At 62.0% G+C, this 21,487-nt stretch carries 17 protein-coding genes; 10 read left to right on the top strand and 7 right to left on the bottom strand.

The features are described from left to right. Positions 1-90 precede the first annotated feature (90 nt). Together V9T28_RS01100 and V9T28_RS01095 are read left to right on the top strand one after the other, a co-directional pair. Positions 91-1,221 carry an HlyD family secretion protein gene (locus V9T28_RS01100; RefSeq protein WP_116400386.1) on the top strand — a complete coding sequence of 377 codons (1,131 nt, stop codon included), beginning with the start codon at positions 91-93 and terminating at the stop codon, positions 1,219-1,221. Further along, a complete protein-coding gene (locus tag V9T28_RS01095) occupies positions 1,218-2,825 on the top strand; it encodes an MFS transporter (RefSeq protein WP_116400385.1) in 1,608 nt (535 codons plus the stop codon). Before V9T28_RS01100 ends, V9T28_RS01095 begins: the two co-directional genes overlap by 4 nt. 55 nt (positions 2,826-2,880) lie before the next feature. On the opposite strand, the gene V9T28_RS01090 is transcribed toward V9T28_RS01095, so the two are convergent. The 3 genes from V9T28_RS01090 to V9T28_RS01080 form a co-directional block, all read right to left on the bottom strand. Next, positions 2,881-3,915 (bottom strand): aspartate-semialdehyde dehydrogenase, encoded by a 1,035-nt coding sequence (locus V9T28_RS01090; protein WP_116400384.1) that lies wholly within the window; start codon positions 3,913-3,915, stop codon positions 2,881-2,883. Between the two features lie 311 nt (positions 3,916-4,226). Then, a complete protein-coding gene (locus V9T28_RS01085) occupies positions 4,227-4,790 on the bottom strand; it encodes a RidA family protein (protein ID WP_339071805.1) in 564 nt (187 codons plus the stop codon). Positions 4,791-5,042: 252 nt separating this feature from the next. Beyond that, positions 5,043-5,699 carry a TetR/AcrR family transcriptional regulator gene (locus V9T28_RS01080; RefSeq protein WP_116400383.1) on the bottom strand — a complete coding sequence of 219 codons (657 nt, stop codon included), beginning with the start codon at positions 5,697-5,699 and terminating at the stop codon, positions 5,043-5,045. Positions 5,700-5,807: 108 nt separating this feature from the next. Here V9T28_RS01080 and V9T28_RS01075 point away from each other — a divergent pair, with 108 nt between their 5' ends. The 5 genes from V9T28_RS01075 (at position 5,808) to V9T28_RS01055 (ending at position 10,727) form a co-directional block, all read left to right on the top strand. Further along, on the top strand, positions 5,808-7,013 hold the full coding sequence (locus V9T28_RS01075) for an HlyD family secretion protein (RefSeq protein WP_116400729.1): 1,206 nt from the start codon (positions 5,808-5,810) through the stop codon (positions 7,011-7,013). An 87-nt stretch (positions 7,014-7,100) separates the two neighbouring features. Continuing rightward, complete coding sequence (locus V9T28_RS01070) at positions 7,101-8,666, top strand: DHA2 family efflux MFS transporter permease subunit (protein WP_116400382.1); 1,566 nt, start codon at positions 7,101-7,103, stop codon at positions 8,664-8,666. A 168-nt stretch (positions 8,667-8,834) separates the two neighbouring features. Beyond that, a complete protein-coding gene (locus tag V9T28_RS01065; RefSeq protein ID WP_116400381.1) occupies positions 8,835-9,683 on the top strand; it encodes an SPFH domain-containing protein in 849 nt (282 codons plus the stop codon). Then, complete coding sequence (locus V9T28_RS01060) at positions 9,680-10,225, top strand: hypothetical protein (protein WP_116400380.1); 546 nt, start codon at positions 9,680-9,682, stop codon at positions 10,223-10,225. Before V9T28_RS01065 ends, V9T28_RS01060 begins: the two co-directional genes overlap by 4 nt. Positions 10,226-10,235: 10 nt before the next feature. Continuing rightward, the gene (locus V9T28_RS01055; RefSeq protein WP_116400379.1) at positions 10,236-10,727 is read left to right on the top strand and encodes a GNAT family N-acetyltransferase; all 492 of its coding nucleotides are present in this window, start codon (positions 10,236-10,238) and stop codon (positions 10,725-10,727) included. An 8-nt stretch (positions 10,728-10,735) separates the two neighbouring features. Here the strand turns inward: V9T28_RS01055 and V9T28_RS01050 are convergent, their stop codons facing one another. Continuing rightward, positions 10,736-11,200 (bottom strand): Lrp/AsnC family transcriptional regulator, encoded by a 465-nt coding sequence (locus V9T28_RS01050; RefSeq protein WP_116400378.1) that lies wholly within the window; start codon positions 11,198-11,200, stop codon positions 10,736-10,738. 162 nt (positions 11,201-11,362) lie between these two features. Here V9T28_RS01050 and V9T28_RS01045 point away from each other — a divergent pair, with 162 nt between their 5' ends. The 3 genes from V9T28_RS01045 (at position 11,363) to V9T28_RS01035 (ending at position 16,203) form a co-directional block, all read left to right on the top strand. Continuing rightward, positions 11,363-13,336, top strand: coding sequence for a protein meaA (locus tag V9T28_RS01045; RefSeq protein ID WP_116400377.1), 1,974 nt, complete (start codon positions 11,363-11,365; stop codon positions 13,334-13,336). 164 nt (positions 13,337-13,500) lie between these two features. After that, positions 13,501-14,451, top strand: coding sequence for an acetyl-CoA carboxylase carboxyltransferase subunit alpha (locus tag V9T28_RS01040; protein ID WP_116400376.1), 951 nt, complete (start codon positions 13,501-13,503; stop codon positions 14,449-14,451). 219 nt (positions 14,452-14,670) lie between these two features. Then, a complete protein-coding gene (locus V9T28_RS01035; RefSeq protein WP_245424059.1) occupies positions 14,671-16,203 on the top strand; it encodes a L,D-transpeptidase family protein in 1,533 nt (510 codons plus the stop codon). Between the two features lie 140 nt (positions 16,204-16,343). Here V9T28_RS01035 and V9T28_RS01030 read toward each other — a convergent pair whose 3' ends face one another. The 3 genes from V9T28_RS01030 to V9T28_RS01020 all read right to left on the bottom strand — a co-directional run bounded on the left by V9T28_RS01030 (position 16,344) and on the right by V9T28_RS01020 (position 21,442). Next, entirely contained in the window at positions 16,344-16,652 is a 309-nt protein-coding gene (locus V9T28_RS01030; RefSeq protein ID WP_245424058.1) for a hypothetical protein, read from the bottom strand. Between the two features lie 303 nt (positions 16,653-16,955). Continuing rightward, the gene (secA, locus tag V9T28_RS01025; protein WP_116400375.1) at positions 16,956-19,787 is read right to left on the bottom strand and encodes a preprotein translocase subunit SecA; all 2,832 of its coding nucleotides are present in this window, start codon (positions 19,785-19,787) and stop codon (positions 16,956-16,958) included. Positions 19,788-20,074: 287 nt separating this feature from the next. After that, entirely contained in the window at positions 20,075-21,442 is a 1,368-nt protein-coding gene (locus V9T28_RS01020; protein WP_116400374.1) for an alkaline phosphatase family protein, read from the bottom strand. Between the last annotated feature and the right edge of the window lie 45 nt (positions 21,443-21,487).

Raw genomic sequence — 21,487 nt, 5'->3', positions numbered from 1 at the left:
CGCAATCCTTCCACGCGCGGGCCTGCGTGGACTTGCAAGGCGCCTTTGGCTTAACATCATTTTACCAACATATGCAGGGCGGGGCAGAGGATGGTCGATCGTACGGACACGCAAACGCCGCAGGCAGCGACATCGCGCAAACGCGGATCGCGCTGGATTTTCGCGCTGTTGCGGGTTGCCTTCGTGGTGCTCGCCGCCTGGCTCGCCTGGTATACTGCCGGGCATTGGAACCGCTGGACCGGCGCGGCGCGGCTCGAATCCACCGACGATTCCTACGTCACCGGCGACGTGACGCCGCTGTCGGCCCGCGTGTCCGGCTATATCGCCAGCGTGGCGGTGCAGGATTACCAGACCGTGCACAAAGGCGATTTGATCGCCGAAATCGACCCGTCCGATTACAAGGCGCAACTTGCGCTGGCTGAGGCCAATCTTGCCGCCGCGCAAGCGAGCCTTGCCAATCTTGCCAACCAGAAATTGGTGCAAAACGCGCTGATCCGCCAGGCCAGCGCCAATATCCAGGCAGTCGAGGCCGATGTGCAGCGCTATGAGCTCGAGGACGAGCGGCAGCACAACCTGCTCAAGACCGGGGTCGCCGGCACGCAGCAATCGGTCGAACAGGCCGATGCCAATGCCAAGCGCTCGCTCGCCCAAAAGAGCCTGAACGAAGCACAGCTCGACCAGCAAAAGGCCCTGCTCGCCAGTCTCGACACCCAGCAAAAGGAGATCGAGGCCCAGATCGAGGCGGCGCAGGCGCAAGTGACGCTGGCCACCAACAATCTGAACTATACGCGCATCGTTGCGCCGGTCGACGGCACCGTCGGCCAAAGGCAGGTGCGGCCGGGGCAGTTCGTCAACGTCGGCACCCAGGTGATCGCCGTGGTGCCGCTGCCCAATATCTGGGTGATCGCCAATTACAAGGAGACCCAGATCACCCATATGCGGCCGGGGCAAAACGCGCGGATCACGGTCGACGCCTATCCCGATCTCGCGCTCACCGGTCATGTCGAAAGCTGGTCGCCGGCAACGGGCAGCACTTTCGCCCTGCTGCCCGCCGACAATTCGACCGGCAATTTCACCAAAGTCGTGCAGCGCGTGCCGGTGAAGGTCGTGCTCGACCCCCATCCGGCACTGGGCACGCTGGTGCGCCCGGGCCTCTCGGTCGAGGCGACCATCGACACCAGCACCGGACCGGATGACGGCGCCGCTGCGGCCAAGCCATGATCCGCCCGCTCGCGCCCATCTCGTCCGCCGGCGCGGCGCTACATGGCGTCGCCGAGGCGCATCCGCGGCTCAGCGCCGACACATTGCGCCCCTATATCGGCATTCTGGGCGTCCTGTTCGGCGCGATCATGTCGACGCTGGGCAGCCGCGTCACCAGCTTCGGCATTGCCGATTTGCGCGGCGGCCTGCATTTCAGCTTCGACGAAGGCGCCTGGATGACCACGAGCTTCGGCATCGGCCAGATGCTGATCGGTGTCGCCTGCCCCTATCTCGGCGCGATTTTCGGCGTGCGGCGCGTTCTGCTACAGGGCATTCTGCTCTTCTTCACCGCCAGCCTGCTGGCGCCGCTCTCGCCCAATCTCAGCGCGTTTCTCGTTGCCCAATTTCTCTGCGGCGTCGGGTCGGGCACGTTCATCCCGCTGACCATCAGCTTCATCGCCCGCAGCCTGCCGACCCGGCTGATCGCTTACGGCATTGCCGTCTATGCGATGAATTCCGAATTGTCGCAGAATGTCGCGGCCTCGCTCGAAGGCTGGTATTCCGACCACCTCTCCTGGCGCTGGATCGACTGGCAATATTGCCTCATGATGCCGCTGATGTTCGCTTGCGTGTGGTACGGCATTCCGCGCGAGGACATCAAAACCGAATTGCGCGCGCAGCTCGACTGGCCGGGCATCGTCTATGCCGGCCTTGGCTTCAGCCTGCTTTACGCCGGCCTCGACCAGGGCAATCGGCTCGATTGGACCAATAATGGCCTGGTGAGCGGCCTCCTGCTGTCGGGCGGCCTCGTCACGCTCGCCTTCGTCGTTCGCGAATTGTGGGTGACGCACAGGCCGTTCCTCAACCTGCGGCTGCTGCTGCAGCATGATCTCGTGTTCATCTTGATCATTCTCGCAGGCTTTCGCTTCATCATCCTCTCGACCGCCTATATCATCCCGAACTACCTGCAGAGTGTGCAGAATTTCCGCGAATTGCAGGTCGGTTCCGTCCTGCTGTGGATCGCCTTGCCGCAATTGGTGATCGTCCTGCCGCTTGGCTATTTGCTGAGCCGGGTCAGCGGCCGCTGGATCCTATGTTTCGGGACCGCGATGGTCGGCACCGCCTGCCTGATGGCGACGCAACTGACCAGCGCCTGGGCGACGAATGATTTCCTGACCTCGCAGATCATCCAGGCCATCGGCCAATCTTTCGCGCTCACCGCGCTCGTCTGGCTCGCCGTTCAGGCGATCAGCCCGGCCGACGCGCTGACCATCGGCACATTGCTGCAGGTGAGCCGCATGTTTGGCGGCGAAATCGGTACCGCCTTTATGCAGACCTTCGTGCGGGTGCGCGAGCAGGTGCATTCCAACCTGATCGGCCTGCATGTCGACGGGCTCGCGAGCCTCACCGCCGACCGCCTGGCCGCCTATCGCGCCGCGCTCGCGACCCACACCGCCGATCTCGTCGTCACGACGGAACGCGCAACCGGCCTGCTCGCCCAGGCGATCGCCAAACAGGCGGCGGTGCTCTCCTATATCGATGGTTTCCAGGCGGCGGCGGTTGGTGCGCTGATGTGCATGATATTGGCCGTGGCGTTGCCGAGTCCCGAGAAGACACGGGCATGAAAAAGGCGGCGAGCTCGCGCCGCCGCCTCTCTTACCTATCGCAGTGAAGCCGCGCTTATGCTGCCTTCTGCTTCGGCGCGATCAGGCGGCGGTTGAGCAGCACTTCGGCGATCTGCACCGCGTTCAGCGCCGCGCCCTTGCGCAGATTGTCCGACACGCACCAGAAGCTGAGGCCGTTCTCGACGGTCGCGTCCTCGCGGATGCGGGAAATATAGGTCGCGTCCTCGCCGGCCGATTCATGCGGCGTGATGTAGCCGCCGTTTTCGCGCTTGTCGATGACGAGACAGCCGGGCGCCTCGCGCAGGATGTCGCGCGCCTCGTCGGCGGTGATCGGATTTTCGAATTCCACATTCACCGCTTCGGAATGGCCGATGAACACCGGCACGCGCACGCAGGTGGCGGTCAGCTTGATCTTGGGATCCAAGATCTTCTTGGTCTCCGCCATCATCTTCCACTCTTCCTTCGTGTACCCGTCTTCCATGAACACGTCGATGTGCGGAATGACGTTGAAGGCGATGCGCTTGGTGAACTTCTTGGTCTCGACCGTGTCGGAGACGAAGACGGCGCGGGTCTGGGCGAACAATTCGTCCATGCCTTCCTTGCCGGCGCCCGACACCGATTGATAGGTCGAAACCACGACGCGCTTGATCTTGGCGACATCGTGCAGCGGCTTCAGCGCCACGACGAGTTGCGCGGTCGAGCAATTCGGATTGGCGATGATGTTCTTCTTGGTGAAGCCGGCGACCGCATCAGCATTCACTTCCGGCACGATCAGCGGCACGTCGGCGTCATAGCGCCAGGCCGAGGAATTATCGATGACGACGCAGCCCTGCGCGCCGATCTTGGGCGAGAACTGCTTCGAAACTTCTCCGCCCGCCGACATCAGGCAGATGTCGGTATCGGAAAAGTCGTAATTTTCGAGAACTTTGCACTTGAGCGTCTTGTCGCCGAAGGACACTTCCGTGCCCAGAGAGCGCGAGGAGGCGAGCGGCACCACTTCGCTGACCGGAAACCGGCGCTCGGCCAGGATATCCAGCATTTCACGGCCCACGTTCCCAGTGGCGCCGGCAATTGCGACCTTAAAACCCATGATGTGAAGTCCTTCAATACGAGGCGAGAGCCCCTGGTCTCCCCCGGCGGTCCGATCCTTAAGGCCTGATATCCTTTAAGGATTTTGCCCTCTCATCCACCGGAGGAGGGCCCGGACATGAGGACAAACGTCAGCGCAGCGTGCCGCCCGTTTTGGGCGTCGCCTTTTTAGCCGTCGGTTTGGTCGTCATGACAAAACGCATCGTCTGCCCGAAAAGCAAAGGAAGTGGGCCTCCAGAAGCATGATTTAAGGTGAAGTGTCAATAGGCGTCCCGGCGGCGCCCGCCGGGTGTCGGCTTCCGCTCCGCTCTATCACTCGCCCACTTCGACGATCATCTCGACCTCCACGGCACTGTTGAACGGAAGTCCGGCCATGCCGACGGCCGAGCGCGCGTGCCTGCCCGCATCACCGAAGACATCCACCATCAAATCGGAAAACCCGTTGATGACCTTCGGCTGATCGCCAAACCCTTCGGCCGAGTTCACCATGCCGAAGACCTTGACCACGCGTTTCACGCGATCGAGGCTGCCGAGCGCGACACGCACTTTCGCCAGCATGACCAATGCAACCTGGTGTGCCGTGTCATACCCTTCTTGCACGGAGAGGTCCTTGCCCACTTTTCCTTTGTACTTCCAGTCGGCGCCGGCCGTGTTGCCCGAAAGGAACAACAGATTGCCGACCCTGACCGCATCGACATAATTGGCGACCGGAGGCGGCACGACCGGCAGCGTGATACCGAGTTCCTTCAGCCGCGCCTCGGCGGACGGCGGGCTCTGCGCCATGGCGCCCACCGAAGCCGCAATCCACATCACGAATGCAAGCGCGCAGGCGCCCAGGCCTGAGGTAAGTCTCATCGTGCCGAGAACATGACTCATCATCGCCTCCCAAGAAACGTTCACAGCTTCCAGTGATGGCAAGAGCGCCCCGGCAGCCTTTGTCGCGCCCCATTCCCCGAGCTTCGGCACGCTGCCGTTAGAAGCTGCGACGATCGAATTTACACTGCCGGTGCCGGCGCATGAAGGGGCCGGCAGCTAACAAGTAAGAACTAATCCGGCCACCCGGCGGTTTGAGGCAAAGCGCACGCGCTTCGCGGCCACGTCGAATCTCGCGACGCGAGAATGCGCGAGCTAATCTTCTTCCTTCGCACACCCCTGCAAAAAAACCTGAACGCACCGGCGCGCGCGGGCGATGATTTCCTCCCTCGTCGGCGCCGGCGCGTGCCGCAGCATGGCGGCGCGCTGCGGCTCCATCACCATCATGCCGCGCAGCATCCCCGCCGCCTCGTGCGGGTCGTCGAGCCGGATCGAACCGAGTTCGCAATTTTTGCGCAAGTAGCGCTCCACCGCCTCGTAGGTCCTGTCGATGGCCAACGCATAGAAACTGGTCGCGAGTTCGGGGAATCGGTCGCTTTCGGCGATCACCAGCTTCAAAATGGCGATCGTGTCGCTGGATAGGGTCAGCATGCCGAACTCGATCATGATGCGCTCAAGCCCGGCCGCGACATCCTGCCCCTTCGTTCCTTCTGAATCCGCCGCCAGCATGAATTGCTCGATGCGGTCCACGACCGAAATCTGAAACAGATCGGCCTTGGTCGGCACCAGGCGGTAAAGGGTCTTTTTCGAAATGCCGGCGCTTTTCGCCACATTGTCCATACTGGTTCTGGCATAGCCCTGCGCCATGAACTCGGCCCGCGCCGCGTCGGCGATGAGGTGGCGGGTATCGTGATCGGAGCGGACCTGGGGACGTCCGCGCGACCGTTTTTCCCTTGTGTCGGCCAGCGTCATCATTTTCTGAACTCCCCTCTTGACAACATCACTTTACGCGATATTTTGGAAAACATCAAGTTTCCTATTTCAGGGCAACGCCGAAAATCGTCCCTGGGGAGTATGAAAATGACCCGGCATCCTGGTTCCCTGGAGATCGATCGCGCCATCTCTGCAACAGAGGCGCTCGGCAGCGCTTTGACGGAAAGCAAATCGCCCGTCCTGCCGGCCGCGGCTCACGCCGCTGCACCGGCGGCAAAAAAGCACGTTCTGCGCCGGCTGCTCTTGGTGTGCGTCGGTTTGGGCGCGCTTGCCGCCGCCGGTGTTTACGCCCGCGACTATTGGACGGTCGGCCGCTTCCAGATCGAGACCGACGACGCCTATGTGCAGGCCGACACGACCACGATCGCCCCGAAAGTGCCTGGCTATATCGCGCAGGTTCTGGTCGGCGACAACGAGCCGGTGAAGGCCGGCGCGGTTCTCGCCCGGATCGACGATCGCGACTATAAAGTCGCGCTGCAGCAGGCCGAAGCCGATGTCGCCGCCGCCAAGGCCGCCATCGCCAGCAAGCAAGCCGCGCTGGAGACGCAAGCTTCCGTGATCGATTCGGCCAAAGCCACGGTGGCGGTCGATGCGGCCAACGAGACATTCGCCGAACAGGACGACAAGCGCTATTCGGGTCTGGCGAATGCCGGCATCGGCGCGGTGCGCGATGCCCAGTCGGCCGTTTCGCGCGTCGCGGCGGCCCACGCCAGCGTAGAGCGCGACCAGGCCTCCCTGACTTCGGCGACCAAGCAGGTCGACCAGCTCAAGGCCGAACTCGCCCAGGCGCAAGCCTCGCTCGCCCGCGCGCAAGCAGCCGAAGACCAGGCCAAGTTGAACTTGAGCTACACCAATATCGTCGCGCCGGTTGACGGCGTCGTCGGCAACCGCACCCTGCGCACCGGACAATATGTGCAGGCCGGTACGCAATTGATGTCGGTGGTGCCGGTCTCTGCAGCCTATATCGAGGCCAACTATAAAGAAACGCAATTGACCGACGTGCACCCGGGCCAACCGGTCGACATTCGCGTCGACATGTTCCCCGACCGCGTCTATCACGGCCGTGTCGACAGCCTCTCGCCGGCGAGCGGCCAGAGCTTTGCTCTGCTGCCCCCGGACAATGCGACCGGCAACTTCACCAAAGTGGTGCAGCGCATCCCGGTCAAGATCACACTGGACGATCTCAGCGCGGCCGATTTGCGCCCCGGCATGTCGGTGATCCCGAGCATCGACACGAAAGCCTCCGCGGCGACAAAGACCGTGCAGGCGAACGTCAAACAGAACGATCTTTAGCATCGATAAGGACTGCGGCCACTAAGGCCGCAGGTCCAGTTGCTGCTTCGGGCTGCGGAATAGCCGCCGCCTCAGGGAGGACATCTCATGTCCACGCAACAGAGCGAAGGCGCCAGCCTCAAAAATTGGATCGCGGTTCTCGCCGGCATGATCGGCGCGTTCATGGCGGTGTTGAATATTCAGATCACCAATGCCTCGCTGCTCGACATAGAAGGCGGCATCGGCACGGGCGTCGACAATGGCGCCTGGATCTCGACCTCCTACCTCATCGGCGAAATCATCGTCATCCCGCTCAGCGATTATTTGAGCCGGGTCTTCTCGTTTCGCCGGTATCTGCTCGTCAATGCGATCCTGTTCGCGCTGTTCTCGATCTCTTGCGCCTTCGCCCGCGATCTGCCGACCATGATCGCGCTGCGCGGCCTGCAGGGTTTTGCTGGCGGCGTCCTCATTCCCATGGCCTTCACCATGGTCCTGACCAAGCTGCCGAAACCGCAGCAGCCGATCGGCCTCGCCATTTTCGCGCTGTCAGCCACATTCGCGCCGGCCATCGGCCCGACGATCGGCGGCTTCATGACCGAAAATTACGGCTGGCAGACCATTTTCTTCATCAATACGGTGCCCAGCATCGCGATGGTGACGGCGCTGTGGTTGACACTTGACCGCGAGCCGATGCGCCTTGACCGGCTGCGCGACGGCGATTGGCTCGGCATCGCGACAATGGCTGTCGGCCTCGCCGCCCTGCAGACCGTGCTGGAGGAAGGCAACAAGGACGATTGGTTCGCCTCGCCCTTCATCCTACGGCTTGCGATCATCGCCGCCGTCTTTCTCAGCGCCTTCATCGCGATCGAATTGCGCGTGGCGAAACCTTTGGTCAATCTGCGGCTGATGAAACAGCGCAACTTCGCCATCGGCATCATCGCCAATGTCCTTGTCGGCTTTGCGCTCTATGGCTCGGTCTATGTGCTGCCGCAATATCTCGGCCAGGTGCAGCATTACAACGCCGAGGACATCGGCAAAGTGCTCGCCTGGACCGGCCTGCCGCAACTCGTGCTCATCCCCCTGGTGCCGATGCTGATGAAGCGCTTCGACGTGCGCTATCTCGCCGCCGTCGGCATCGCCATCTTCGCCGTGAGCTGTTTCATGAATACCACCTTGTCGCTCGACTCGGCCGGAGACCAGTTCTTCATCCCGAACATCGTGCGCGCGCTCGGCCAGGCCGTCGTGTTGGCCCCGGTCAGCGCCGTCACGATCGCCGGCATCGCGCCGAGCGACGCGGGTGCGGCATCGGGCCTTTCGAACATGCTGCGCAACCTGGGCGGCGCGGTCGGCACCGCGACGCTGGCAACCCTGCTCACCAAGCGCGAGCAATTCCATTCCAATATCATCGGCCAGTCCATCACCCTGACGAATGAGATCGTGCGCCAGCGCATCGACCAGATGACCGCCTATTTCATGGCCCATGGCGTGTCGGATCAGGCTGCCGCGACCCACCAGGCGATTGTCGCGCTCGGCAGTTCTGTGAAGCGCCAGGCCCTGATCATGGGCTTCAGCGACACGTTTGCCGTGATCGGCATGCTGCTCGCGCTCGCCGCCATCGTGGTGCTGTTCGCGCGGAAGGTCGCGTCCGGATCCGGCGCCGCCGGGGCGCACTGAACGGACGGGACCGGAAGCGGCGCGCGACCCGCCGCACGCGGCCTGAGGTCGCGTGCGGCGGATTAGCCATGAGTGAGCTACCTCTCTCGACATTTGCCCGCTGATCCGAATTAATGGAGGGCGACGGAGGCGCCGCAGAACGGTGCACGGGACAGAAGGAAACGTCGCATGGCTATCGCACGGCAAGTGATCACCTCATTGCAGAGAGACGGCACCGATATGCTCGGAACGCGCGGCGTCGCGATCAAGATCGCCGACGACAGCATCGTGTCGGGATCGCTGCTGACGGTCGAGAGCAATCATTTCTGCGTCCTGAAATCGCGCGGCGCGGTGCTGAACGTCTATGAGACCGGGCAATATGCGCTGACGACACCCGACAAGCCGCTGATCGGCTCGATCGTGCAGGGCTTTTTCGGTGGCACCTCGCCCTGGGTCTTCGAGGTGATCTATATCAACCGCGCCAAGCTCCTGGTGCGCAATTCCGGCATCGCCACCAGCGCCGAAATGGCGGAAATGGCCTATCAGGTGGATTATTACATCCATGTCGACACGAAGGAGGCAGCGCTCGACCTCATCACGCACCTGCCCTTCAACGGCAATGTGATCGACACGAACGAAATCGCGGCCTATGCCGGCCCCGCCATCGAGCAGGCGATCAACCAGGTGGTGCAAGTCACCAAAATGGAACATATCAACGAACGCATCAACGATATCCGCGAAGGGGTGAAGGCGCATCTCGCCGACTTCCTGAAGATCTACGGCATTATGCTGAACGATCTCAAAGTGCTGATCCTGCCGAAGGACGAGCGCATGCGCGAACTGATCTCATTGCAGGCGCTCGGCCTCACGCCCATCGAGGCCGTGCGCTATTATCTCGCCTTGCGCATGGCGGAAAAGGGCCTGGTCTCCGCACCCAACGCCGCGGCGGGCCTGCCGTTCTCGATCGGCGCGCAACCGATCGGCACCATCGGGCTTGGTCCCGACGCCGGGCTTTCGGGGGCGAAAGGCGGGTCATGAGCGCGTCCGCCTTCTATGACGCCGGCGCGCTGAAGCAGCTTGCGATCAACCTCTTCTATGGTTGGGGCTACAACTTCTACCGCACGGAAAATCAATTGCGCGCCGACGACCTAATGATCCGCGCCAAGGTCGGCTGGCTGCTTGGCCAGGCGCGCGCCAGCGTCGAGAGCGCGGAAAGTGCGTACCGGCACCAGTTTCTGCCGCCGCCGACGCGCGCCCAGCCTTTTCCCGACGCGAGCGCGGTGTCCGGCGCCCAGGCCCTCGAGCGCCTGTCCAAAACCATTGGCAGCCTCGAGGGGCAGATTCGCGCGCAGCCCGTGCCGGAAAACGACCGGATGATGCAACGCTACCGCCAGGAAGCGCAGGCCCTGGCGGCGCTCGCCGCCTGTGACGAACGGCTGGTCGGCCAGGCCGAAACGCTTCGCGCCCTGCTCGACGGCCGCGCGGGTGTGTGGATCATCGAATCGGAACCGGAGATCGCCGACGGGCTGAAGGCGATCAGCGAGACGCTGCGCAACCGGCAGGCTGTGCTGCAGGTGTGATGCATTCCAAATGTTGAACATTCGCCCCTTCGCCGCATCGGACATTGACGCGCTCGCCGCACTCATTGCCGAAATGCAGGATCATTACGGCGTCTTCTGCCCGCCCTTGCCGCAGATCGCGAACGGCCTTCGCCGCCTTCCCGACGGGGTCGAAATTCTGATGGCGGAGACGGATAGCATGATCGGTTTTGCCGCCTTCGCGACGGTCTTTCCCGGCCCGGGCATACGGGCGGGTCTCTTCCTGAAAGAGCTGTATGTGGCGAAGGCGGCACGCGGCACTGGCGTTGGGAGGGCACTGATGCGCGCGCTCGCGGCGCTCGCCCTCGAGCGCGAGCTTGGGCGCATCGACTGGACGGCCGATGCGAAAGACCACGCCCTGAATACGTTTTACGAGAGCCTCGGCGCGCGCGCCATGCCGGAAAAGGTCTTCTTCCGCCTGGCGAGCGACGATCTTGCCGCCTGCGCCGCCCAATCCCACCTGGTCTCGACAAAGGCGGAATGACGGCACTCTTATCGGCCGGTCGGGACCGGCACAGTCACCTCGTCCTTGACCAGTTCGATGGCGACAAAGGAATGGGTCTGCTGAATATTGGGGAGCCGGCCGATATGGTCGCCTAGAACGGCGCGATAATGCGCGACGTCCTTGGTCCGCACCTTGAGCATATAGTCGAAATTGCCCGCCACCATGTAGCAGCACTGGATTTCGGGAATGCGGCGTATCGCGTCGTTGAAGCGCTCGAGCGCATCGTCGCCGGTCTTGTCCAGGGTGACAAGGACGATCACCACATGGCCGCAATCGAGAAGCTCGGGATCGAGATCCGCCCGGTAGCCGCGAATGACCCCGGCATTTTCGAGGCGCTTCACCCGTTCGGTGCAAGGCGTCTTCGTCAGGCTGACGCGATCCGCCAATTCGACCATCGCCATACGCCCATCCGCCTGCAATTCGGCGAGAATACGCCGATCGATCCGATCCATTTCAAGTCTCCGCCACACTAATTTCCTAGAATAACCCCCTTTTTTAGGAATTTCATCTCTTCTTGGATGCGCTTCCCGGCACCGCCCAAAACGTCCCCCTTCCCAAAATTTGTGCTATGCAGCAAAATAAGCTGAAATGCATGATTTAAGAGGGATGGGACGATGAGCGAAACAGGGACGATCCGGGACAAGCCGTGGATTTTCCGCACCTATGCGGGCCACTCGACCGCCGACGAGTCCAACAAGCTCTACCGCGCCAATCTCGCCAAGGGGCAAACCGGCCTCTCCATCGCCTTCGACCTGCCGACCCAGACGGGATATGATTCCGACTCTGCTCTTGCCCGCGGCGAAGTCGGCAAAGTGGGCGTGCCGATCTCGCATTTGGGCGATATGCGCGCGCTGTTCCGCGACATTCCGATCGCCGAGATGAACACCTCGATGACGATCAACGCGACGGCGCCCTGGCTGCTCGCGCTCTATATCGCCGCCGCCGATGAGCAAGGCGCACCGCGCGCGAAACTTAACGGCACGACGCAGAACGACATCATCAAGGAATATCTCTCGCGCGGCACCTATGTCTTCCCGCCTGCGCCCTCCATGCGGCTGATCAAGGACGTGATTCTGTTCACGACCAAGGAACTGCCGAAATGGAATCCGATGAATGTGTGCTCGTACCATCTGCAGGAAGCAGGCGCGACACCGGTGCAGGAATTGGCCTACGCGCTTGCGACCGCGATCGCCGTGCTCGACACGATCAAGGCCGCGGGCGATGCCTCGTCGCCCGCGTTGGGCGATGTGGCGCAGCGCATATCCTTCTTCGTCAATGCCGGCATGCGCTTCGTCACCGAACTATGCAAGATGCGCGCCTTCACCGAATTATGGGACGAAATTCTCAGCTCGCGTTACGGCGTCGCGGACGAAAAGCAACGTCGCTTCCGCTATGGCGTGCAGGTGAATTCGCTCGGCCTCACCGAGCAGCAGCCGGAGAACAACGTCTATCGCATCCTCATCGAAATGCTCGCGGTCGTGCTGTCGAAAAACGCCCGCGCCCGCGCCGTGCAATTGCCGGCCTGGAACGAGGCGCTCGGCCTGCCGCGCCCGTTCGATCAGCAATGGTCGCTGCGCATGCAGCAGATCATGGCCTATGAAACGGACCTGCTCGAATATGGCGACATTTTCGACGGCAGCACCGAGATCATGCGCAAGGTCGATGAGCTCAAAGAGCAAGCGCGCGCCGAACTCGCGGCCATCGATGCGATGGGCGGCGCGATCGCGGCGATCGAAACCGGCTATATGAAATCGAAGCTGGTGGAATCGAACACGCAGCGCCTGGAGAACATCGAACGCGGTGCGCAAGTGGTCGTCGGCGTCAACCGTTTTATCGACTCTGAACCCTCGCCGCTCACGGCCGGCGAAGGCGCGATCATGGTCGTGCCGGAACATGTCGAAGCCGAGCAGATCGCGCGGCTCGACGACTGGCGCAAAGCGCGCGACCAGGCGGCGGTGAGCGCGGCGCTCGCCGATCTGCGCGACGCGGCGCGCTCCAACCGCAACATCATGGAGCCGTCGATTGCGGCGGCCAAAGCCGGCGTCACCACCGGCGAGTGGGGCGCCGTGCTGCGCGATGTGTTCGGCGAGTTCCGCGCGCCGACCGGCGTCGGCCGCAGCGCGCGGCAGGTGGCGGACGGCCTCGACGATGTGCGCGCCGAAGTCGAGCGCGTCTCGAAGAAGCTAGGCCGCCGCGTGAAGTTTCTCGTCGGCAAGCCCGGCCTCGACGGCCATTCCAACGGAGCCGAGCAGATCGCCGTGCGCGCCCGCGACGCGGGCATGGAAGTCGTCTATGAAGGCATCCGCCTCACCCCGGCGGAAATCGTCAACGCGGCGCTGGAAGAAGGCGTGCATTGCGTCGGCCTGTCGATTCTGTCGGGCTCGCACGTGCCGCTCGTCAAAGACGTGATGGCGCGGATGAAGGCTGAAGGACTCGACGACGTGCCCGTGGTAATCGGCGGCATCATTCCGCCGGAGGATGCGAAAGTGTTGAAGGAAGCCGGCGTCGCGGCAGTCTACACACCGAAGGATTATGAATTGAACACGATCATGGCGGATATCGTGCGGATCGTGGAGGCGCGAGCTTGATGCGCGTCCAGCAAATCCGAGGCATTTTTCATGTCCACGCGGGCGGCTTGCTTGCAGAGTCCGACACGGATTCATGTCAAACATTCCGCCTTGACTTCCCGCACTCAACTCGCCAGTTAGAGGCCTCTTTCCGGCCGTTCTGGTCATTCATTTAAAGGCGTTGCATGCCCTCTTATCTCGATTTTGAACGGCCCATTGCGGAGCTGGATGCGAAAGTCGATGAATTGCGCGCCGTTGCGGCCAAGGGCGGGGCGGTCGGGATCGGGGAGGAACTGACCCGGCTCGAAGCGAAAAACGCCAAGGCCCTCAAGGACCTCTATGCCCAGCTCACCCCCTGGCAGAAGACGCAAGTTGCCCGCCACCCGGAGCGGCCGCATTTCACCAATTACCTTGCCCGCCTGATCAGCGATTTCACCCCGCTCGCCGGCGACCGTGCCTTTGCCGAGGACGAGGCGGTGATCGGCGGCTTCGGCCGGTTCGCGGGTCAATCGGTCTGCGTGATCGGCCAGGAGAAGGGCCACGACACCGAAAGCCGCCTGCGGCACAATTTCGGCATGGCCCGGCCGGAGGGCTACCGCAAGGCTATCCGCTTGATGGAACTCGCCAATCGGTTCGGCATTCCGGTTCTCTCCTTCGTCGACACAGCGGGCGCCTTCCCGGGTGTCGATGCCGAGGAGCGCGGCCAGGCCGAGGCGATCGCCCGCTCCATCGACGCCTGTCTGATGCTGGACGTGCCCAATGTCGCGGTGGTGATCGGCGAAGGCGGCTCGGGCGGCGCCATCGCCATCGCAAGCTGCAACAAGGTGCTGATGCTGGAACACGCCATCTACACGGTGGCATCGCCCGAGGCCTCGGCCTCGATCCTGTGGCGCGATTCCGCCCGGGCCCAGGACGCCGCGACCAATATGAAGATCACCGCCCAGGACCTTTTGAAATTCGGCATCATCGACGCCATCATCCCGGAGCCGATCGGCGGCGCGCACCGCGATCCCGAGGCCATGCTGGCCGCAACCGGCAAGGCGATTTCGGGCGCTTTCGCCGATCTTGCCCATCTCCCGCCCGCAGAATTGCGCGAAGCGCGGGCCGAGAAATTCCTGAAAATGGGCAGAAAATAGGCAGTCTGGCCTTTGCCGAAGACATCCGCCGCAAAATCGTCTAAATTAACGATAAGTAGAGTGTGGGGCTTTACGCGATCCCTTAACGGTTTGTTCACCGTGCCGCCAAATTGAGTCCGGCCGCAGTAAGGGCTGCGTAACCATGTGAGCTATAAATCATAACGAGATGTCCGGCCCGATGCTGGGCACGGACAATAAGAGCTTGGGATTTATAAAGTCATGCGGACATCCAACCTTTTGCGGACGCTCGGTGGTCTTCTCGTCGCTGTGTCCCTTTCGGCGCTTGTTGCCGGTTGCGACGATGACGATGTGAATGGGCGCGCCTATAAAGCGATCTCGCCCGAAACCCTGCAGCTCATGTCCGAAAAAGGCACGAACCAGAACGCCCCCGTGCTGATCCGCACCTATAAGCAGGAAGCGGAGTTCGAAATCTGGAAGATGAAATCGGACGGGCAATATACGCTGTTGAAGACCTATCCAATGTGCCGCTGGTCCGGCCAGCTCGGTCCCAAGACCCGCGAGGGCGACCGTCAGGTGCCGGAAGGCTTCTATACGATCACCCCTGGGCAGATGAACCCCAATTCCAATTACTACCTGTCGTTCAACGTCGGCTACCCCAATGCCTATGACCGGGCGCACGGCGCCTCGGGCGGCCTGATCATGGTGCACGGCGCCTGCTCCTCGGCGGGCTGCTTCTCGATGACCGACCGGCAGATCGGCGAGATTTACGCCATCGTGCGCGAGGGCTTCAACGGCGGCCAGAAAGCCGTGCAGATGCAATCCTATCCGTTCCACATGTCGGCGGAAAATCTGGCCAAGCACCGTAGCGATCCGAATATCGCCTTCTGGAAGCAGCTCAAGAACGGCAGCGACCATTTTGAGGTGACGAAGCAGGAGCCGAGCGTCGGCGTCTGCGGCAAGCATTACGTCTTCGACGCGACCCCGGCCGGCGGCATGGACGCCAGTAGCCCCTGCCCGGACTTGAGGACCAATGAAGAAGAGGAAGCAGCGGTTGCCGCCAAGGCCACGCGCGACGATCAGCAGGTCGCCGAACTCGTGCAGCGCGGCGTGAAGGCGGTCGAGTACGTCTATTCCGACGGCGGCCAGAACCCCTATTTCCGCGACCTGCATCAGGATCACGGCATGGAGGTGAGCCGGACCGAGGCTTTGGCCGCGGAACCGACCGAAATCGTGCTGGATGACAGCAGTAAGCCGCAATCGCCCGTCGTGCAGGTTGCCGCCAACAAGACCGATGCCGTGATCGCCGCCAAGGAGACCGGCGGCAAGCCCACCACTCCTTCGGTTGCAGCCCCAGCCCCGGCTCCGACCCCGGTCGTTGCCGTGGCGACGACGCCGGCCGCTCCGGCCCAGGCGCCGGTTATGGCGAGCGCGACGGCCTACGCCCCAGTCGATACGGTGCCGGCCAAGGCTGAGACACCCTTCTACAAGCGCTGGCTGGGCTTGAACGACGACACGACCTCGGCCCTGCCGGTTCCGGCGCAACAGCCTGCAGCCACGGCTGAGGCGCCGGCCACAGCCCCCGTGCCGACCGTCACGCACAAAACCGCGCAACTCGCCGCAAAGCCCGTCGCCAAAGCGAAGCCCAAGCTGCAAAAGCCGGCAGTGGTGCCACAGGCCGACAAGCCGCAGGCCAGCCTGACCCGGCGCAAGCAGCCCGCCGGCAAGATGCTCGCGGGTGGCGCAACCACCCCGACGGTCGCCGTGGGGTTCAACGCTCAGGACGCGCAATAAGCGTCTTGGCAATTATCCGATAAAGCGAGCGCGGCCTCAGGGGACTGAAGCCGCGCTTTTGTTTTGCGGATCCTGTTGTTCAAGACAAAGAAAAACCCCGGACAAAGCCGGGGCTCTTCAATCGCGCTAGGCGATCGCGATCATTCGCAGACGCGCACCACGCGATAGCCGGCGAAATTGCCATAGCCGTCATAGACTGGCGTCCGGGCCGGATGGCACGGGCCATCATAATAATAGCCAGGGCCGGGGCCATAATAGGGACGCGAATTTGCAATGGCGCTACCCACGACCAACCCGCCGAGCACGCCCGCAGCGATAGCCGGGCCACCCCATCCCCAGCCGCCGTGGCGCCACCAAGCGGCCGCCGGCGTTGCGCTCATGGTCAGCGCGGTGATCAAGGTCAGACCGGCAAGGCCGCCGGCGAGGCTCTTCTTGAGGGTCAATGCCATAGTGGGTCTCCAATTTCTCAGAACTTGCACGAGACGTGCCGAAGGTTCGCGCAAGTCTCTAACTTAGCCACCATATTAAGCGGACGCACTGAACCCAACCTGAATGAAATATGGCGGGATTGGGGTATTTGCACCAATCCCACAGAAAGAGACAGGTTAGGGATTACAAACGGTTAATACCAACGGCCACGAGGGTGACCGTTGGTTCCTTACTTCATTTTTCACCTTTTCAAGGCCCTAGCGAAAAATAATGAAGAGCGGTCCAAAGGTCGCCGCTAGCGACCTTGGGTATAAGCTCCCCGGTTAAACCAGCGCACCGTGACAATGTTTGAACTTCTTGCCCGAACCGCAGGGACAAGGCTCGTTGCGCCCGACGCGGCCCCAGCTTGACGGATCGTCCGGATCGCGCAAGGCGGGCGGCGCGGGCGCAAATTCGCCTGCCAGCGCCGGCGCGGCAACCGCGAGCGCCGAGAAATCGCTTGACGCGACACTGGCATTGAGCCGCGCCAACTGCTCGTCATCCTCGCCGGTCTGCGGGTCGAAATGATGCGCCTCCATGGCCGGCGCGGAATTTTCCGGCGCCTGGAACATCACTTCGACACGCATCAGATGGCCCGTCACGGTCTGATGCCAATGGTCGATCAGGCTCTTGAACAATTCGAAGGCTTCGGACTTGTATTCGTTCAGCGGGTCGCGCTGGGCGAGGCCACGCCAGCCGATCACCTGGCGCAAATGGTCCAGTGTGATGAGATGCTCGCGCCATAATTGGTCGAGCACCTGCAGGATCACCTGCTTCTCGACATAGCGCATCACGTCCGGCGTGTTCTTCTCGACCCGTGCCGCATAGGCGTCGTCGGACGACTTGGTCAGGCGCTCGATCATTTCCTCGTCGGCAATGCCTTCTTCCTTGGCCCAATCGGCCACCGGCACGTCGAGATTGAGGAAGTTCCGTACCTGATCGTGCAGACCGGTCACGTCCCAGGCATCCGGATACGCGCCTTCGGGAATATGTTTCATGACCAAATCGTCGACGACGTCGTGCCGCATGTCGTGCACCGACTCCTCGAGCGAGTCCTGCGCCATCATCTTGCGGCGGTCTTCGAAAATGACCTTGCGCTGGTCATTCATCACGTCGTCGTATTTGAGAATGTTCTTGCGAATGTCGAAGTTGCGCGCTTCGACTTTCTGCTGCGCCTTTTCCAGCGCCTTGTTGATCCAGGGATGGACGATAGGCTCGTCTTCCTTCAAGCCGAATTTCTGCAGCATCGAATCCATGCGCTCGGAGCCGAAAATGCGCATCAGATCGTCCTGCAGCGACAGGAAGAATTTCGAGCGGCCGGGGTCGCCCTGACGGCCGCCGCGACCGCGCAACTGATTGTCGATGCGGCGGCTCTCGTGCCGCTCAGTGCCAATGATATAGAGACCGCCCGCGGCGAGCGCCTTTTCCTTGAAGCCGGCCACTTCAGCGCGGATCGCCTGCTCTTTCTGCTGCCGCGCCGCCGGATCCTCGATGCCGGCACATTCGGCGGCGATGCGCATCTCGACGTTGCCGCCGAGCTGAATGTCGGTGCCGCGGCCAGCCATATTGGTAGCGACCGTGATTGCGCCCGGCACGCCGGCTTCGGCCACGATATAGGCTTCCTGCTCGTGGAAACGGGCGTTCAGCACGGCAAATTGCTTCGCCGAGACGCCGGACCGTGCGCCGGCATAGAGCTTGTCGATCGCGCCGGGCTGCTCGAAATCGATCTGCTTGAAGCCTTGCGTCTTCAGGAATTCCGCCAGCGCTTCCGATTTCTCGATCGACGTCGTGCCGACGAGCATCGGCTGCATCTCGGTGGCCGCCTCTTGGATTTCCTTGACGATCGCTTTGAGCTTTTCCTTCTCGGTGCGATAGACTTCATCATGCTCGTCGATGCGCTGCACCGGCCGGTTGGTCGGGATTTCGACCACGTCGAGCTTGTAGATCTCGGCGAATTCATTGGCCTCCGTCGCCGCCGTACCGGTCATGCCGGCGAGCTTCGCGTAGAGGCGGAAATAATTCTGGAAGGTGATGGAGGCGAGCGTCACGTTTTCTGGCTGCACCGCCACATGTTCCTTGGCCTCCAGCGCCTGATGCAGGCCTTCCGAATAGCGACGTCCGCGCATCATGCGGCCGGAGAATTCGTCGATGATGATCACCTCGCCGTCCTTGACGATGTAATCCTTGTCGCGTTGGAACAACTTGTGCGCTTTCAGCGCCTGCTGCACGTGGTGCACGAGCGTCGCATTCGCCGCCTCATAGAGCGAGCCCTCGGTGAGGATATTCGCCTCGCGCAGCAATTGTTCGATATGCTCGTTGCCGACCTCGGTGAGATGGACGCTGCGCTGTTTTTCGTCGATCTCGAAATCTTCCTTCACCAGCACCGGGATGAACTTGTCGATGGAATTGTACAGGTCGGACTTGTCGTCGGACGGGCCGGAAATGATCAGTGGCGTGCGCGCTTCGTCGACCAGAATCGAGTCCACTTCGTCGACGATGGCGAAGGCGTGGCCGCGCTGCACCATCTGCGCCAACTCGTATTTCATGTTGTCGCGCAGATAGTCGAAGCCGAATTCGTTGTTCGTGCCGTAGGTGATGTCGGCCGCATAGGCCTGGCGGCGCTGATCGTCGTCGAGCCCGTGCACGATGACGCCGACGCTGAGGCCGAGGAAATTGTAGATCCGGCCCATCCATTCGGCGTCGCGGCGAGCGAGGTAGTCGTTGACTGTCACCACATGGACGCCCTTGCCGTTGAGGGCGTTGAGATAGGTCGCGAGGGTCGCGACCAGCGTCTTGCCTTCACCGGTGCGCATTTCGGCGATCGCGCCTTCATGCAGCACCACGCCGCCGATCATCTGGACATCGAAATGGCGCTGGCCGAGCGTGCGCTTGGCCGCCTCGCGCACGGTTGCGAAAGCGGGGGCAAGAATGTCGTCGAGCGTCTTGCCCGACTCAAGCATGTTGCGGAATTCTTGGGTGCGCGCCTTGAGCTGTTCGTCGGTCAGGGACGAGACTTCCGGCTCAAGCGCCGCAATGGCGGCGACTTTCGGCCGGTAGGTTTTGAGGCGGCGGTCGTTTGCGGAGCCGAATATTTTCTTTGCCAGAGCGCCAAACATCAAAAAACCCTTCGATATCGCCAGAAAACCGCAAAACCGGGCAACTGGTGTTCAGGTTCCCGGCGCGCCCCGTCTCGGCGAACCTGCTACGGACGGACAGCCCGCAGGTCCCGCTCGTTCAGCGTGAAAACCCGCAAAAGCCGGCCAAAATGCCGCGTGACATGTAGGATTGCCCCCCTCCCTTGTCAATGCGAGGAGACGACAAAGGGCGAAATGCCAAAAAGGACCGCCGCTTTTGGGGCGGTGGTCCTCCGGGAGCCTCGAAGGCCGCGGGTCGTTCGAGAATATTACTGCAAATCCAACGCGTTGGTCATGTCATTGACCGCCGCGTCGCGCGTGCCGAGCGGTACCAGGCCGTACCGCGTCTCGATCAGTTTCAGGATCGAGGTCGTGTCGTATTCGGTGTGATCGACGAAGCCTTTCTTGGCGAGCGGCGAAATCAGCAAGGTCGGGATGCGCGTGCCCGGGCCCCATTTGTCGGTCTTGGGCGGCGCGACATGATCCCAAAGACCGCCGTTTTCGTCATAGGTGACGATGATCACGCTGTCGTTCCAAGCCGGGGTCGCTTGGATTTTCTCGATCAAATCAACGACATGCTGGTCACCGTCGAGCACGTTGGCATAGCCGTTGTGCTCGTTCAGTTCGCCGATCGGCTTATAAAAGACAACCTGCGGCAGGGTATTGTTGCGAATATCGTTCACCAGGTCGAGGTAATCCTTCAAATGGGCGGCGCGGCCCGGCGTGCCGTCACCGTAATTCTTGAAATAGGCGAACGGCTGGTGGTGGAACTGGAACAAAGGCGCCGGATGGCCGGCCACCGCGTCGTTCCAGCCACCCGAATACCAGGCCCAGGACACGTTCTTTTCCGACAGCCGGTCGCCGATGTTCGGCATGTCCTGCGGCGGCACCAACTGGCTCTTGTCGGCATCGAATTTCGCCGGATGCGGCTGGTAGACTGAGAACGAGGTATTGACCGCGTATCCGTCGGGCGTCACCTGGCCGTCCGAGATCAGGTTGCCCTTGTCGTCGAGCTTGGCGACGAATTTATCTGGCGCATTGTCCCAGCGCGGCGAGCAGGCGCAGACCAGCCAGAAATGGTTCAGGAACGACCCGCCGAAGGCGGCGTGGAAGAAATTGTCCATCAGGACATATTGCTTCGCATAATTCCACAGCGGCAATTTCGAGCCGTCGTAATAATTCATGACGAGACTTGAGGCGTCGGAATAGGCGACATATTTGTCCATCTTGCCGCCGTCGATCTGCAATTGCTCATTATAGAAGCGGTGGACGAGATCGCCGGTCTTTTCCTCCACCGAGACGATATCGTTGACCTTGAAGGGGCCGTTGGGCAGATCGGCAGGAAAGCGCGGGTCGGGCTTGGGCGGGTTGGTGCTCGTATCGAGCACCGGCGGCAATTTGTCATAGGGCTTGCCGTCTTTATCCACCTGGGTCGCCGCTGCGCCGGCATTGGCGAGGCCGTTCGCGCCCGGAAACAAACCATAGAGATTGTCGAAGGCGCGATTCTCCAGATAGAAGACGATGATATGGCCAACTTTCTCTATCCCCGGCTTGGGAGCGACGGGGGTCTGCGCCAGGGCCGTCGAGGCGAGCAGGGAGCTGAGGCCAAACAGAGCGGCAAGTCTTGTCACTTTCATCGGCTGTCCTTTCGGCCCGCGACCAGGAACGGGCGCATGGTGGAT

Origin of the sequence: Methylovirgula sp. 4M-Z18, assembly GCF_037890675.1 — a bacterium.
GTDB lineage: Bacteria > Pseudomonadota > Alphaproteobacteria > Rhizobiales > Beijerinckiaceae > 4M-Z18.
The sequence above is the reverse complement of the archived record's forward strand: the minus strand, read 5'-3'. Positions and strand labels throughout refer to the sequence as shown.